Source organism: Streptomyces scopuliridis (assembly GCF_042790125.1).
Classification (GTDB): domain Bacteria; phylum Actinomycetota; class Actinomycetes; order Streptomycetales; family Streptomycetaceae; genus Streptomyces; species Streptomyces scopuliridis_A.
Window position 1 is genome coordinate 467499 of record NZ_JBHTZS010000001.1, and the last position, 14569, is coordinate 482067.

The 14569-nt window shown below is 71.9% G+C and carries 10 protein-coding genes; 5 read left to right on the top strand and 5 right to left on the bottom strand.

The genetic code is table 11. The features are described from left to right. The first annotated feature begins 50 nt into the window (after positions 1 to 50). The gene (locus tag ACFRKB_RS01865) at positions 51 to 2306 is read left to right on the top strand and encodes a glycosyl hydrolase (RefSeq protein ID WP_383102417.1); all 2256 of its coding nucleotides are present in this window, start codon (positions 51 to 53) and stop codon (positions 2304 to 2306) included. Positions 2307 to 2423: 117 nt separating this feature from the next. Here the strand turns inward: ACFRKB_RS01865 and ACFRKB_RS01870 are convergent, their stop codons facing one another. Continuing rightward, entirely contained in the window at positions 2424 to 3464 is a 1041-nt protein-coding gene (locus ACFRKB_RS01870) for a LacI family DNA-binding transcriptional regulator (protein ID WP_383102419.1), read from the bottom strand. 162 nt (positions 3465 to 3626) lie between these two features. On the opposite strand from ACFRKB_RS01870, the gene ACFRKB_RS01875 reads away from it, so the two are divergent. Together ACFRKB_RS01875 and ACFRKB_RS01880 are read left to right on the top strand one after the other, a co-directional pair. Next, on the top strand, positions 3627 to 5654 hold the full coding sequence (locus ACFRKB_RS01875) for a Xaa-Pro dipeptidyl-peptidase (protein ID WP_383102421.1): 2028 nt from the start codon (positions 3627 to 3629) through the stop codon (positions 5652 to 5654). Next, entirely contained in the window at positions 5654 to 6946 is a 1293-nt protein-coding gene (locus ACFRKB_RS01880; RefSeq protein ID WP_383102422.1) for a M14 family metallopeptidase, read from the top strand. Before ACFRKB_RS01875 ends, ACFRKB_RS01880 begins: the two co-directional genes overlap by 1 nt. Before the next feature lie 9 nt (positions 6947 to 6955). On the opposite strand, the gene ACFRKB_RS01885 is transcribed toward ACFRKB_RS01880, so the two are convergent. Beyond that, a complete protein-coding gene (locus ACFRKB_RS01885; RefSeq protein ID WP_383102424.1) occupies positions 6956 to 7924 on the bottom strand; it encodes an FAD-dependent oxidoreductase in 969 nt (322 codons plus the stop codon). 44 nt (positions 7925 to 7968) lie between these two features. Between ACFRKB_RS01885 and ACFRKB_RS01890 the strand changes: the two genes are divergently transcribed. Then, positions 7969 to 9606, top strand: a complete 1638-nt coding sequence (locus ACFRKB_RS01890; protein WP_383102425.1) for an ABC-F family ATP-binding cassette domain-containing protein — start codon at positions 7969 to 7971, stop codon at positions 9604 to 9606. A gap of 78 nt (positions 9607 to 9684) precedes the next feature. Here the strand turns inward: ACFRKB_RS01890 and ACFRKB_RS01895 are convergent, their stop codons facing one another. The 3 genes from ACFRKB_RS01895 to ACFRKB_RS01905 all read right to left on the bottom strand — a co-directional run bounded on the left by ACFRKB_RS01895 (position 9685) and on the right by ACFRKB_RS01905 (position 13426). Then, entirely contained in the window at positions 9685 to 12057 is a 2373-nt protein-coding gene (locus ACFRKB_RS01895; protein ID WP_383102427.1) for a Tex family protein, read from the bottom strand. Between the two features lie 189 nt (positions 12058 to 12246). After that, complete coding sequence (locus ACFRKB_RS01900) at positions 12247 to 12360, bottom strand: LPFR motif small protein (RefSeq protein WP_383102429.1); 114 nt, start codon at positions 12358 to 12360, stop codon at positions 12247 to 12249. Positions 12361 to 12562: 202 nt separating this feature from the next. Next, the gene (locus ACFRKB_RS01905; protein WP_383102431.1) at positions 12563 to 13426 is read right to left on the bottom strand and encodes an SCO6745 family protein; all 864 of its coding nucleotides are present in this window, start codon (positions 13424 to 13426) and stop codon (positions 12563 to 12565) included. Between the two features lie 122 nt (positions 13427 to 13548). Here ACFRKB_RS01905 and ACFRKB_RS01910 point away from each other — a divergent pair, with 122 nt between their 5' ends. Beyond that, on the top strand, positions 13549 to 14529 hold the full coding sequence (locus tag ACFRKB_RS01910; RefSeq protein WP_383102433.1) for a GlxA family transcriptional regulator: 981 nt from the start codon (positions 13549 to 13551) through the stop codon (positions 14527 to 14529). The last annotated feature ends 40 nt before the right edge of the window (positions 14530 to 14569 follow it).

Here is a 14569-nt window from a genome sequence, read left to right on the forward strand (position 1 = left end):
TGAGAGCGCTCTCGGACGCCCTTGCCCCCCATGTCTTCGAGGTGCCGTCCATGTCCGTCTCCCGCGCCAGACCCGCCTCGGCGCTGATTCTGGCCACCGCCCTGGCCGCCGTCGGCCTGGGTCCCGCCGCCTCCCCGGCGCTGGCCGCCAATGTGCCCGTCGGCTCCGGCAGTTACTCGGACAGCCGGCCCGCCGGCACATCCGGCCCCATCACCAACACCGGCACACCCGTCACCCCGAAGGTGACCGAGGCCGCGCGTAACCAGCCGCCGCCCACCAACGACTGGTGGTCCTCGCTGGCCTTCCAGCGGTACGGCGACAATCCGTACTCCACCCCCATGTACGGCCATCCGCTCACCTATCAGGCGACGGCGGGCGGTCTGGAGGTCGGCTATCCGACCACTCCGGCGATCGTGGGCGACGGGCGTCAGTACGAGTACGCCCACAAGGCCGATCTCACTCTCGGCCTGACCGGGCTCAACTCGCCCGACACCAAGGCCGACGCCTGGTCGGACTGGACCGTCACGCCGTACTGGTCCGACGGCGCCCGCACCCTGCGGGCCACCATCGGCCACGGGATGCCCTTCGTCTACGCCAAGGGCTCGGGCGGCGACGCGCGGATCACCACCGCCGCCGCGCCCGAGGTCTTCGCCGACGACGGCAATGTCCTCGGTATCACCGTCGCGGGCCACCACTACGCCCTGTTCGCCCCGTCCGGCAGCGACTGGGCCGTCTCGGGATCCACCGTGACGGCCGGACTCGGCGGCGCCGACTACTTCTCGCTCGCGGTCCTGCCGTCCACCGACGCGCTCGCCACGTACCGGAAGTACGCGTACAGCTTCGTCACCGGCTCGAAGGTGAGCTGGAGCGCCGAGGGCGGCACGGTCAGGGCGAACTACAGCCTCACCACCGAGCCGCAGGAGGGCACCGAGACCGGCACACTCCAGGCGCTCTACCGGCACCAGTGGCTGAACACCACCGACGCGCTGACCCCGTACACCTATGTCTCACCACGCGGCACGATGAAGGTCCGCGAGTCCACCTCCTTCACCACCTCCCAGGCGTCCTCCGGCGTGCTGCCCGCGCTGCCGAAGTCGAGTGGTGTCGACCAGGCGCGGCTCAAGGGCTATCTGGACGAGGTGGCGGGCGCGGCCGATCCGTTCTCCGGCGCGACCGACACGTACTGGACCGGCAAGGCGCTGGGCAGGCTCGCCCAACTGGTGCCCATGGCCGACCAGATCGGCGAGAGCGCCACCCGCGACAAGCTCCTCGGGCTGCTCAAGGGCCGGCTGGAGGAGTGGTTCACGGCGGGCGGCGCGAGTGAGTTCTCGTACGACAAGGACTGGAAGACGCTGATCGGCTATCCGGCGTCCTACGGCAGTGACACGGAACTCAACGACCACCACTTCCACTACAGCTACTACGTGTACGCGGCGGCGATCGTCGCCCAGTACGACCAGCAGTGGGCCGCCGACTCCGCGTGGGGCGGCATGGTGAAGACGCTGATCCGCGACGCCGCCAACCCCAGCCGCACCGACAGCGCGTTCCCCTTCCTGCGCGGTTTCGATGTGTACGCGGGCCACAGCTGGGCCTCCGGACACCAGGGGTTCGCGGCGGGCAACAACCAGGAGTCGTCGTCGGAGTCCACGAACCTCAGTGCCGCACTCGTCCTGTGGGGATCCGCGACCGGTGACGCCGAACTGCGCGATCTGGGAAGCTACTTGCTGGCCACCGAGTCCGAGGCGATCGCCCAGTACTGGTTCGACGCCGACGAGCAGGTCTACCCGTCCTCCTTCGGTCATGACACGGCCGGCATGGTGTGGGGCAGCGGCGCCGCGTACTCCACGTGGTGGACCGCCAACCCGGAGGAGATCCACGGCATCAACGTCCTGCCCGTGACCGGTGGTTCACTGCATCTGGCCCGGGAGAAGGCCGCGATCCAGCGCAATCTCGCCGAGCTGGAACGGGAGAACGGCGGGCCGGCCGTCGAATGGCGCGACATCCTCTGGGAGTTCGAGGCCCTCGCTGATCCGGCGGGCGCCAAGGCCAAGTGGGACGCGGGCAACGCGGGGTACACCCCCGAGGCCGGGGAGTCCAAGGCGCACACCTACCACTGGATCGCCACACTGGACGCGCTCGGCGCACCCGACGCGACGGTGACCGGGTCCGTCCCGGCCTCGGCCGTCTTCAGCAAGGGCGGCGTACGCACCTACGCGGCGCACAACTTCGATTCGGTGGCGCGGACCGTCACCTTCTCGGACGGTACGACACTCGACGTACCGGCCCGCTCGACGGCCACGAGGTAGGCGGGCCACTCCCCACCGATGGGCAGCCCTCCGTCGATGGGCCGCTCCCTGTCGATGGGTCGCCCCCACAGATGGGCGCCGCCCGCCGATGGGCGGATGCGGGACGGCGGGCCCGGCTCAGGCCGAGGCCCGCCGTACCAGCGTGGTCGGGGTGATCACCGACGCCGGGGCCTGCTCGCCCTCACGCTCACGGTCGAGCCCGCGCAGCAGCAGCCGCGCCATCAGCCGGCCCTGCCCCTCGATGTCCTGCTGGACGGTGGTCAGCGGCGGATCGGTGAGCGCGGCGACCGAGTCCATGTCGTCGAACCCGACCAGCGCCACCTCGTCGGGCACCGCGATCCCGCGCTCCTTGAGCACCCGCAGCGCGCCCGAGGCCATCAGATCGTTGGCGGCGAACACCGCGTCCAGCCCGGGACACCGCTCCAGCAGTTCGGTCATCGCCCGCGCCCCGCTCTCCTCGGTGAACGCGCCCTCGGCGATCAGCGCGGGATCCTCGTCCAGCAGCACATCGCGGTAGCCGTCGAGCCGGTCGATGGCCGAGGTCTGATCGCGCGGCCCCGCGATATGCGCGATCCGCCGCCGGCCGAGGTCCCGCAGATACCGCACGGCCTCCCGGGCGCCACCGCGGTTGTCGGCGTCCACATACGGCACGGCGCGGTGGTCCGGCGCCGGGGTCCAGCTCGGCCGGCCGCCGTAGACCGTCGGCATCCCGGCCCGCCGGGTGATCTCGGGGATCGGATCGTCCGTGTGCAGCGAGAAGGCGAGCGCGCCGTCGACATGGCCGCCCGCGAGATAGCGCGCGATCCGGTCGTAGTCGCCGGGGCCTTCGAGCAGCAGCAGTACCAACTGGTAGTCGTGCGCGGTCAGTTCCTTGCTGATACCGCGGATCTGCTGGGAGAAGAACGGGTCGGAGAAGATCCGGATCTCCGGCTCGGCGATGATCACGGCGACGGCGCCGGTGCGCCGGGTGACCAGCGTGCGGGCCGCGTGGTTCGGTACGTATCCCAGCTCCTCGACCGCCCGTTGCACCTTCTCCACCAGTGGCTGTCGCACCCCCGCACCGCCGTTGACGACCCGGGAGGCCGTGGCCCGGGAGACACCGGCGCGCGCCGCGACGGCTTCCAGAGTGGGGCGGGCCCCAGGGAACGGCTCGGTCAAGACATGCGCTCCTCGTCGTACAACGGACAGGACAACCCCCAGCCTAGCCGCTCCCGGCGATGGCCTGAGAGCGCTCCCATGCCGCCTCAGCAGGGAAAGCGCGGTCCCTCATCCACGACTGCCCTCTTTTGCGGGCGAGTTGACAGGGGTACCTTCCGCCCCATGGAGATCCGTGCGCGGGGCGCCCGCTGGTCATGCAGAACGCTGGTCGCGGCAGCCTCCGCCGCGCTGCTGGGGGTGCTGCTCACCCCGACGGGAGCGTACGGAGCACCGCCGGCGTACGGAGCACCGAGCATGCGGCCGGCGGCGACGGCCGGCCCGCCCCCGCGCCAGAGTGAACCCGTCTACTCCTACGACAACGCCATCCGGGAGTCGGTCTGGGTGGACACCGGGATCGACGGCGACGCGAACGGCAGCACCGACCGGGTCGCCGTCGATGTCGTACGGCCCCGCGAGGCCGCGCAGGCGGGCCGGAAGATACCCGTGATCATGGACGCCTCCCCCTACTACTCCTGCTGCGGACGCGGCAACGAGAGCCAGAAGAAGACCTATGACGCGAACGGCGACCCGGCCGGTTTCCCGCTCTACTACGACAACTACTTCGTGCCGCGCGGCTACGCCTTCGTCGCCGTCGATCTGACCGGCACCAGCCGCTCCGACGGCTGTGCCGATGTCGGCGGACGCTCGGACGTCCTGTCGGCCAAGGCCGTGGTCGACTGGCTGAACGGCCGCGCCCGCGCGTACGGCAGCCGTACCGGCACCGACCCCGTACGGGCGTCCTGGACCACCGGCGCCACCGGCATGATCGGCAAGAGCTACGACGGCACCATCGCCAACGGTGTCGCCGCCACCGGCGTCAAGGGGCTCAGGACCATCGTCCCGATCGCCGCGATCAGCTCCTGGTACGACTACTACTTCCAACAGGGCGCCCCGCTCTACGACTCGGGTCCCGAGTGGCTCTCCGACTACGTGGAGAGCCCCGAGGCCCGCGCCCGTTGCCAGGCCGTCCAGCAGCGGCTGATCGACGAGGCGCCGCGCACCGGCGACTGGACCCGGCTGTGGGGCGAGCGCGACTACGTACGCGACGCCGATGAGGTCAGGGCCAGCGTCTTCGCCGTACACGGCATGCAGGACCTCAACGTCCGCACCAAGCACCTCGGTCAGTGGTGGGACGCGCTCGCCGACGCGGGCGTGGAGCGCAAGATCTGGCTCTCCCAGACCGGCCATGTCGACCCGTTCGACTTCCGCCGCACCGAATGGGTCGCCACCCTGCACCGCTGGTTCGACCACTATCTGCTCGGTTACGACAACGGCGTCGACCGCGAGCCCATGGCGGACATCGAACGCGCCCCCGACCGCTGGACCACCGACACGGTATGGCCGCCGCGCACCACCGCCGCCACGACCGTACGGCCCGCCACGGGCGCGGTCCCCGGCGTCGGCACACTCGGCCGCACCCCCGCCCGGCCCGGTACGACCGAGACCTTCACGGACGACCCGCGACTGAGCGAGTCCGACTGGGCCGCCGACATCGACCGGTCCACCACCGCCAAATCCGGCTTCGTCACCCGGCCGCTCAGCCGCGATCTACGGCTCTCCGGCTCCTCCACGGTGACCGTCACCGCCACCCCGTCCACCTCGACCGCCCATCTGTCCGCGGTCCTCGTGGACCTCGGCCCCGACACCATCCGTGACTACGGCCACGCGGGCGAGGGCATCAACACCCTCACCGAACGCACCTGCTGGGGCCCGAGCACCACCGCCGACAGCTCCTGCTACCGGGAGACCACGGCCAGGACGGCGGACGTCGACCACACCGTCTTCAGCCGCGGCTGGGCCGATCTCGGCACCTACGCCTCGGCCGGCCACGGCCGTCCGCTCACCCCCGGCAAGCCCTACACCCTCACCCTCCAGCTCGCCGCGAGCGACCATGTCGTACCCGCCGGCCACCGGCTCGCCCTGATCATCGGCGGTACGGACCGGGGCCTGATCGACCCGCCGTCCACCACCCCGACCCTGACCCTCGATCTGGCCCGTACGTCCGCGAAGCTGCCGTTCGTCGGCGGCGCCGGGGCGTTCGCCCGCGCCACGACCGGAACTGTCCCGCCGCACACCGCACCCCGAGAGTCCCGTCCGAACGGCGTGGCCGAGCCGCGCCGGACACCTCCGATCCCGGGAGACCGCACCTGATGACACCCCGTCTGCGTACCCTCGTCCTGGCGGCGACCGCCGCGGCCCTCGTGCTGCCGATCGCGGCCCTCCCCGCTCAGGCGACCTCCGCTCCGTCCCCCGAGGCCCCGCCGCGTACGGAATTCGAGACCAGCGACGGCGCGAACTGGACCAGCCAGGCGCAGGAGCAGCGGTTCCTGGCCGCCGTCGACGAGGGCAGCGACCGTGCCTCCCTCACCACCATCGGCACCACCGAACAGGGCCGGCCGCTCCAGCTCGTCGAACTCGGCGCCCGGCGCGCGCCCGCCACCGTGCTGCTGGTGTGCAGCCAGCACGGCGACGAACCCTCCGGCCGCGAGGCGTGTCTGACCACCGTCCGCGACCTCGCCTACGCCAAGGACCGCGCCACCCAGCGCTTCCTGGCCCGTACGACCGTGCTCGTCGTCCCGACAGCCAACCCGGACGGCCGCGCCGCCGACACCCGCGGCAACTCCGACGGCGTCGACATCAACCGCGACCACATCGCGCTGAAGACGGCCGAGGGCCGCGCGATGGCCGCCGTGATCCGCGACCGTCAGCCCGACATCATCTACGACCTGCACGAGTACGGCGCCACCCCGCCGTACTACGACGAGGACCTGTTCGACCTCTGGCCGCGCAACCTCAACACCGACGCGCGGGTGCACGACGAGGCGCGGACGCTGTCGGAGCGGTACGTACGGCCCGCCGCGCGCGCGGCCGGCCACTCCATCGGCACCTACGGCATCTGGACCGACCCGGTGACCGGCGACCCCATCAAGCAGACCGCCGGCGACGGCCAGGAACGCATCCTGCGCAACGCCTCGGGCGTCAAGCACTCGATAGGGCTGCTCATCGAGAGCCGGGTCGATGCCCTCACGGACGCCGAGAAGGCCGACGAGGCGCTGAACAACCGGCGCCGCGTGACCAGCCAACTCGACTCCCTGAAGGGCCTGTTCACCTTCACCGACGAGCGCAGGGCGCGGATCGTGACCGCCACGGCCACCGCCCGGCTGGCCGGACTCAAGGACCGCGGCCCGGTCTATCTCGGCGGCGCCGACAACGACCCCGCGGCACCCGGGAAGATCCTCCAGGACCCGCCGTGCGGCTACCGTCTCGACGCCGCCCAGTACGCGGACGTCAAGGACGAACTCGCCCTGCACGGCGTGGTGTCCGTACCGCTGGGCAAGGGCGCCTTCGTACCGCTGCGGCAGTCGCAGCGGAGCCTGGTGCCGCTGCTGCTCGACGAGCGGGCGGAGTACCACCTGACGGCCGCGACGCCCGCCGCCTGCTGAGCCTTCGTGCTACGCGGAGGCCACCGCCAGCCGGGCGGCGGCCTCCGCGCAGCCCCAGGCCACGGTGACCCCCGCGCCGCCGTGTCCGTAGTTGTGCACCAGCCGCCCGCCGCCGGGCAGTGGTACGGCCTCCAGCCGCACCCGGGGTCGGGCGGGCCGCAGCCCCACCCGGTGCTCAAGCACCCGCGCCCCGGCCAGCTCGGGCCGGATCCGGGCGCAGCGCGCGACGATGGCCTCCGCCTCGGCCGGGTCGGGGCTCAGATCCCAGCGGTGATCGCTCGCCGTGCCACCGAGCAGTACCCCGTAGGGCTGAGGCATCAGATACGTCGTCTCGGAGGAGCCGGGGACGGCCGCCACGAACCACTCGTCGATCCCCGGGTTCTCCACGATCACCACCTGACCGCGCACCGGATACAGCGACGCGTCCCCCGCCAGCTCCCGGGCACCGAGCCCGGTGCAGTCGATCACGACCGACGACTCGGCCGCGGGTTCGGCGAAGTCCGTGACCGGCCGTCGCTCGACCGTGCCGCCCGCCGTGCGCAGCCGCGTCTTCAGATACCGCAGATACACCGGCATGTCGATCAGCGGGACCGCGGCCCGCAGCCCCTGGCCTACGCCGTCGGGCAGCTCGTCCGTACGGGCCTCACGCAGCTCGGGCATCCGGGAGGCCCAACTGCCCAGTCCCGTCAGCGGAGTGTCCGCCATCAGCCCCGCGACGATCCGCACCCCGGACCTGTCCGGGATCCGCGCCAGCCGTACGTAGTGGCGCAGCGACTCCTCCAGCCAGGCCCCGACCTGGCGCGCGGGCTCGATGCGATAGGGCCAGACCAGCGCCCCCGCCACCGCGGAGGTGGTACGCGCCACCGGATCGCGGGTCCACAGTCCGACGCGGTGGCCGCTCTCCGCGAGCACCACCGCCGTCGTCAGCCCTATGACTCCGCCGCCCACCACGATCACATCAGTGTCTGTGCCGCTCATGCCCGGACCGTACCGGAATCCGCCCCGGTAGGATCAGCGGTCTGATGACTGCCACGCTCGTAGCCAAAGACCTCGCCGCGGGGCACGGCGACCGCTCCCTGTTCTCCGGTCTCGATCTGGTCGTCGCGCCCGGCGATGTGATCGGACTCGTGGGTGCCAACGGCGCCGGGAAGTCCACCCTGCTCCGGCTGCTCGCCGGACTGGACACACCCGAGGACGGACAGCTGAGGCTGTCCCCGCCCACCGCCGCCGTCGGCCACCTTCCCCAGGAGCCCGAGCGGCGCCAGGGGGAGACCGTACGGGCCTTCCTGGGCCGCCGCACCGGCGTCACCGCCGCGCAGAGCGCCCTGGACGAGGCGACGCAGGCACTGGTCGACAGCGCGCCCGGCGCCGATGACGCCTACGCGACCGGTCTGGAACGCTGGCTCGCCCTCGGCGGTGCCGACCTCGACGAACGGGCCGAGGAGGTCGCCGCCTCGCTCGGTCTGACCGTCGGCCTCGACCAGCCCATGACCACGCTCTCCGGCGGCCAGGCCGCCCGCGCGAGTCTGGCCTCGCTGCTGCTCTCGCGCTACGACATCTTCCTGCTCGACGAGCCGACCAACGACCTCGATCTCGACGGCCTCGACCGTCTTGAGGGCTTCGTCTCGGGACTGCGCGCCGGCACGGTCGTCGTCAGCCACGACCGCGAGTTCCTGGTGCGCACCGTGACCAAGGTGCTCGAACTCGACCTGGCCCAGCAGAAGATCACGCTCTTCGGCGGCGGCTACGAGTCGTATCTGGAGGAGCGCGAGACCGCGCGGCGCCATGCCCGTGAGGAGTTCGAGGAGTACGCCGACAAGAAGTCCGCCCTGGAGGCACGGGCCCACACCCAGCGCTCCTGGATGGAGAAGGGCGTCAAGAACGCCCGGCGCAAGGCGACCGACAACGACAAGCTCGGCCGGAAGTTCCGTTCCGAATCCAGCGAGCAGCAGGCGGCCAAGGCGCGCCAGACGCAGCGGCTGATCGAACGCCTCGATGTGGTCGAGGAGCCCCGCAAGGAGTGGGAACTGCGGATGGAGATCGCCTCCGCCGACCGGTCGGGAGCCGTGGTCGCGACGCTCCGCGCGGCCGAAGTGGCGCGCGGAGACTTCCACTTCGGGCCGGTCACGCTCCAGATCGACCGGGCCGACCGGGTCGCCATCACCGGAGCCAACGGCAGCGGCAAGTCCACGCTTCTGGCCGCCCTGCTGGGCCGCCTCCCGCTGGACGCGGGCCATGCCACGCTCGGCTCGGGCGTGGTCGTCGGGGAGGTGGACCAGGCACGCGCGCTCTTCCACGGTCCCGAGACCCTGCTGGACGCGTTCCGTCAGGCGGTCCCCGACACCGAACCGGCCGACATCCGTACGCTGCTCGCGAAGTTCGGCCTCAAGTCCGGCCATCTGCTGCGCCCCGCGACCACGCTCTCGCCGGGCGAGCGCACCCGCTCCGCGCTCGCGCTGCTCCAGGGCCGGGGCGTCAATCTCCTGGTCCTGGACGAGCCGACCAACCACCTCGACCTGCCGGCCATCGAACAGCTGGAGTCGGCGCTCGACTCCTACGACGGCACGCTGCTGCTGGTCACCCATGACCGCAGGATGCTGAACGCGGTCCGTACGACCCGCCGTCTCGATGTGTCGGACGGCAAGGTCATCGAGATCTGAGCCCTGGGCCGGGCGCGGGGGCTTCCGGTCGTCTCCGGAGCCCCCGCACCGCGCCATCATGGATGGCGCCGCGACGCCTCAGCGCCGCTTGCCGCCGCCGTTCGGATCCGTCAGACCCGCCCGCCGCAAGGCATCCGCCATCGCGCTGTTCGCCGGAGGCGGGGCCGACGCCTGGCGTCCGCCACCGCCGCCGCGACCGCCGCGCCCCCCTTGCCGCTGCTGCGGAGGCCGCCCGCCGCCGCCCCCGGACCGCTCCCGGTCCTGCTTGGCCGGCTGCGCCTCGTCGTCCAGCCGCAGCGTCAGGGAGATCCGCTTGCGCGGAATGTCGACGTCCATCACCTTCACCTTGACCACATCACCCGGCTTCACCACCTCCCGGGGGTCCTTCACAAAGGTCCGGGACATGGCGGAGACATGGACCAGACCGTCCTGGTGCACCCCGATGTCGACGAACGCGCCGAACGCGGCGACGTTCGTCACGACCCCCTCCAGCACCATCCCGGACGCCAGATCGCCGAGCTTCTCGACGCCGTCCTTGAACGTGGCCGTCTTGAACGCCGGCCTCGGGTCACGCCCCGGCTTCTCCAGCTCGCGCAGGATGTCGGTGACGGTCGGCAGACCGAAGGACTCGTTCACGAAATCACCGGGCCGCAGCGTGCGCAGCACCGACGCGTTCCCGATCAGCGAGGCGACCTCGCTGCCCGTCTTCTTCACCATCGACCGCACCACCGGATACGCCTCGGGGTGCACGCTCGACGCGTCCAGCGGGTCGTCACCGCCGCGGATACGGAGGAAGCCCGCGCACTGCTCGTACGCCTTCGGACCGAGCCGCGCCACATCCTTCAGCGCGCGCCGCGAACGGAACGGCCCGTTGGCATCGCGGTGGGCCACGATGTTCTCGGCGAGCCCCGCCCCGATGCCCGACACCCGCGAAAGCAGCGGCGCGGAGGCGGTGTTGACGTCGACACCGACACCGTTCACACAGTCCTCGACGACCGCGTCCAGCGAGCGGGACAGCTTCACCTCGGACAGATCGTGCTGGTACTGCCCGACGCCGATCGACTTGGGGTCGATCTTCACCAGCTCCGCCAGCGGGTCCTGGAGCCGGCGCGCGATGGAGACCGCGCCACGGATCGACACATCCAGATCGGGCAGCTCCTGCGAGGCGAACGCGGAGGCGGAGTACACGGAAGCGCCCGCCTCCGAGACCATCACCTTCGTGAGCTTCAGCTCGGGGTGCTTGGCACAGAGCTCACCGGCGAGCTTGTCGGTCTCCCGGGACGCCGTGCCGTTGCCGATGGCGATCAGATCGACGGAGTGCTCCTTCGCGAGCCGCGCCAGCTTCGCGAGCGACTCGTCCCACTTGTTCGCGGGCACATGGGGGTAGATCGTGTCGATGGCGACGACCTTGCCGGTCGCGTCGACCACGGCCACCTTCACGCCCGTACGGAACCCGGGGTCGAGCCCGAGCGTGGCGCGGGTACCGGCCGGGGCCGCCAGCAGCAGATCGCGGAGGTTGGCGGCGAACACCCGTACGGCCTCGTCCTCGGCGGCGGTCCGCAGCCGGAGCCGGAGGTCGATCCCGAGATGCACCAGAATGCGGGTACGCCACGCCCAGCGCACCGTGTCGCCGAGCCACTTGTCGGCGGGCCGGCCGCGATCGGCCACGCCGAAGCGGCGCGCGACCATGTTCTCGTACATGCTCGGGCCCGGCTGCTCCGACGGTTCCTCGGGCTCCAGGACCAGATCGAGGACATCCTCCTTCTCGCCCCGGAGCATCGCGAGCACGCGGTGCGAGGGCAGCTGGGAGAAGCCCTCCGCGAAGTCGAAGTAGTCCGCGAACTTGGCGCCGGCCTCCTCCTTGCCGTCCCGCACCTTCGCCACGAGCCGGCCCCGGGTCCACATCCGCTCACGCAGCTCGCCGATGAGATCGGCGTCCTCGGAGAACCGCTCGGTGAGGATGGCGCGGGCGCCCTCCAGCGCCGCCGCGGGGTCGGCGACGCCCTTGTCCGCGTCCACGAACGCGGTGGCCGCCGCGAGCGGTTCCACCGACGGGTCGGTCAACAGCCCCTCGGCGAGCGGCTCCAGACCGGCCTCCCGGGCGATCTGCGCCTTCGTACGCCGCTTGGGCTTGAACGGCAGATAGATGTCCTCCAGCCGCGCCTTGGTGTCGGCGGCCCGGATCCGCGCCTCCAGGGCGTCGTCGAGCTTGCCCTGCTCGCGCACGGATTCCAGGATCGCCCCCCGCCGCTCTTCCAGTTCGCGCAGATAACGCAGCCGCTCCTCAAGGGTGCGCAGCTGCGCGTCGTCGAGCATCTCGGTCGCTTCTTTGCGATAGCGCGCGATGAACGGCACGGTCGACCCGCCGTCGAGCAGCTCGACGGCCGCCTTCACCTGCCGCTCCCGTACGCCGAGTTCCCCGGCGATCCTGCCTTCGATGGACGTCGTCACGATCACGCTCCGCTGTTCAGTGGTCCGCCGTCTGCATTGTGGCAGGTGGCACCGACATCGGCGGGCACGACCGGCGGTGACGTGCCGGTGCGAGATGCCGTACGGCGGACCCCGGGCCGGCCCCGGCCCGGTCCCGAAACGAACAGGGACCGGGCCGGGGAAACCGACCGAGCCCGCGGCGGACGGCCCTCAACCGTGTGCGGCGCCGCCGAGGAGACGGGCGAGCGCGCGGAAGGGGAGCGTCACCACGGAAGCGATCGTGGAGCCGATGGCACGAAGGACATCGGCGAGGGCACGGAACACGCGGGCCTCCTCCGGGTGGCTGTCGAGTCGTCGGCCGCGTCGGGTGCTTCGCGCACACGGCGTACGGGCCGGTGCCTGCGTACGGGGCACACGCTGTGAGCACCCTCGAACGGGGTGAACCACGGCCTACCACCTACCTATGCGAGTGTCCGTTCGAGGCGCGGGTAAACACCGGCCGCGTGCGTGCTCCGCGGCACGGCCCTCAGCGCTTCCCGATGAGGTCCGGGGGAAACGCGCCGGCCGCCTGCGCCGCCCCCGCCAGAGCCCCGCCCAGCTCGGTCAGGCGGGCCACGCCCGCCGCCCCGAGATGCTCGTACGGTGCCCGGTCCAGCCGGTCGGTCTCGTCCTCCAGGGCCGTGCGCAGCTCCGTACCGGACGCGGTCAGTTCACCGTCGCCGTCCAGCAGCCCCCGCCCGCGCAGCCGCTCCTTGGCCGCCTCCCACTCCTCCTGGCTCCAGCCCCGGCTGGCCAGGACCCACTTCGGTGACATGCCCCGGCCGCTGGCGGTGTGGCTGGCCAGCGCCTCCAGCGGGTCGAGTCCGGCGCGCAGCAGAGCGGCCAGATGACCGTCACCTCGGTACTCCCGCAGCAGCGTGGCCGCGTGCCAGTACGCCAGATGCGGCGCCTCGGGCACCGGCAGATCGGCGTTGGCGGCGTACAGCGGACGCGCGGGGCGCGTGCACGCCTCGGCGGCCCGCAGCGCCAGCTCCGCCGCCTCGGCCAGCTCCTTCGAGGCCAGGACCTCTTCGCCGAGCAGCCGGCGCAGCAGCGAGTCGGCCGCCCGCAGCCGCGCGTCGAGCGCGTCCTCGGGGGAGACGGAGTCCCAGGCGCGCGGGATGTGCCGGGCGACGAGATCGTGCCGGAAGTTGTAGAAGGCCGCGGTGACGGTCCCCGCGCCGGCCCGGCCCAGGGGCGCGGCGCGGGCCGCGAAGTAGGTGGCGCGCGCGTCGTCCAGACCGGCGCGCGCGAACTCGCGTCCGAGATCGGGCGAGAAGTAGAGGGCCGAGTGGAACGGGTTGACGACGGCGTGGCAGCGCCGCGCGGCACGCTCGGGCAGAGAGGTCATGCCCGTACGTTACCGACTGGTCGGTACGCCCGGTAGGGCGGGTGGGCGGCGGGCAGGGGATGGCAGGAAAGGTGGGGTGCTCGTCATTGCGGCCGTCATCCGCCGGGCCAAGGATGAGAACCATGACAGAGCGATCCGTACTCGTCGTCCTCTTCGACAACGTGCAGAGCCTCGACGCGACCGGCCCCGTGGAGGTGTTCCACGGCGCCGGGCTCGCCGCCGGCGACCGCGACGCGTACCGCATCCGGACGGCCTCTCTCGACGGCGCGCCCGTACGGACCTCCAGCGGGCTGACGCTCGTCCCGGACCTCGCGCTCACCGACGCCCCCGACCCGCACACCCTCGTCGTGCCCGGCGGAAACGGCACCCGCCGCCCCGACCCGCTGCTGATCGCATGGCTGCGGGAACGGGCGCCCCGCGCCGAACGGCTCGTCTCGATCTGTACCGGAGCCCTGCTGCTCGCCGCGGCCGGACTGCTCGACGGGCGCCGCGCGACCACCCACTGGAGCGCCGCCGGCCTGCTGGCCACGCACTTCCCCGCCGTCGACGTCGACCCGGACCCGATCTACGTACGGGACGGGGACATCGCCACCTCCGCCGGCGTCACCTCGGGCATCGATCTCGCCCTCGCCCTCGTCGAGGAGGACCTCGGCCGCGAGGTGGCGCTCACCGTGGCCCGGCACCTCGTCGTCTTTCTGCGCCGCCCCGGCAACCAGGCGCAGTTCAGCGCCCAGCTCGCCGCCCAGACCGCCCGGCGCGAGCCGCTGCGTGACGTACAGAGCTGGATCAGCGACCACCCCGGCGGAGATCTCTCGGTCGAGTCCCTGGCGGCGCGGGCCAGGCTCTCGCCGCGGCACTTCGCGCGCGCCTTCCGGGCGGAGACCGGTATGACCCCGGGCCGCTACGTGGAGCGCGTACGGGTCGAGCACGCGAGAAGACTGCTGGAGGAGAGCGCCGACGGGGTCGAGGAGATCTCCCGCGCGTGCGGCTACGGCACGCCCGAGGCCATGCGCCGCGCGTTCACCAGAGCACTCGGCACGGCGCCCGCGGAGTACCGCCGCCGCTTCCGTCCGTCCCCTGCCCTCGCTCCCGCCGCGAAGTGACTCCCGTCGCGAAGTGACCAGCGCACTCTCTCTCACCGAA

Excerpts from the sequence above, each read along its gene's own strand:
- ACFRKB_RS01865 (WP_383102417.1), top strand. The coding sequence starts at position 51 with ATGTCCGTCTCCCGCGCCAGACCCGCCTCGGCGCTGATTCTGGCCACC.
- ACFRKB_RS01875 (WP_383102421.1), top strand. The coding sequence starts at position 3,627 with ATGGAGATCCGTGCGCGGGGCGCCCGCTGGTCATGCAGAACGCTGGTC.
- ACFRKB_RS01880 (WP_383102422.1), top strand. The coding sequence starts at position 5,654 with ATGACACCCCGTCTGCGTACCCTCGTCCTGGCGGCGACCGCCGCGGCC.
- ACFRKB_RS01885 (WP_383102424.1), bottom strand. The coding sequence starts at position 7,924 with ATGAGCGGCACAGACACTGATGTGATCGTGGTGGGCGGCGGAGTCATA.
- ACFRKB_RS01890 (WP_383102425.1), top strand. The coding sequence starts at position 7,969 with ATGACTGCCACGCTCGTAGCCAAAGACCTCGCCGCGGGGCACGGCGAC.
- ACFRKB_RS01905 (WP_383102431.1), bottom strand. The coding sequence starts at position 13,426 with ATGACCTCTCTGCCCGAGCGTGCCGCGCGGCGCTGCCACGCCGTCGTC.
- ACFRKB_RS01910 (WP_383102433.1), top strand. The coding sequence starts at position 13,549 with ATGACAGAGCGATCCGTACTCGTCGTCCTCTTCGACAACGTGCAGAGC.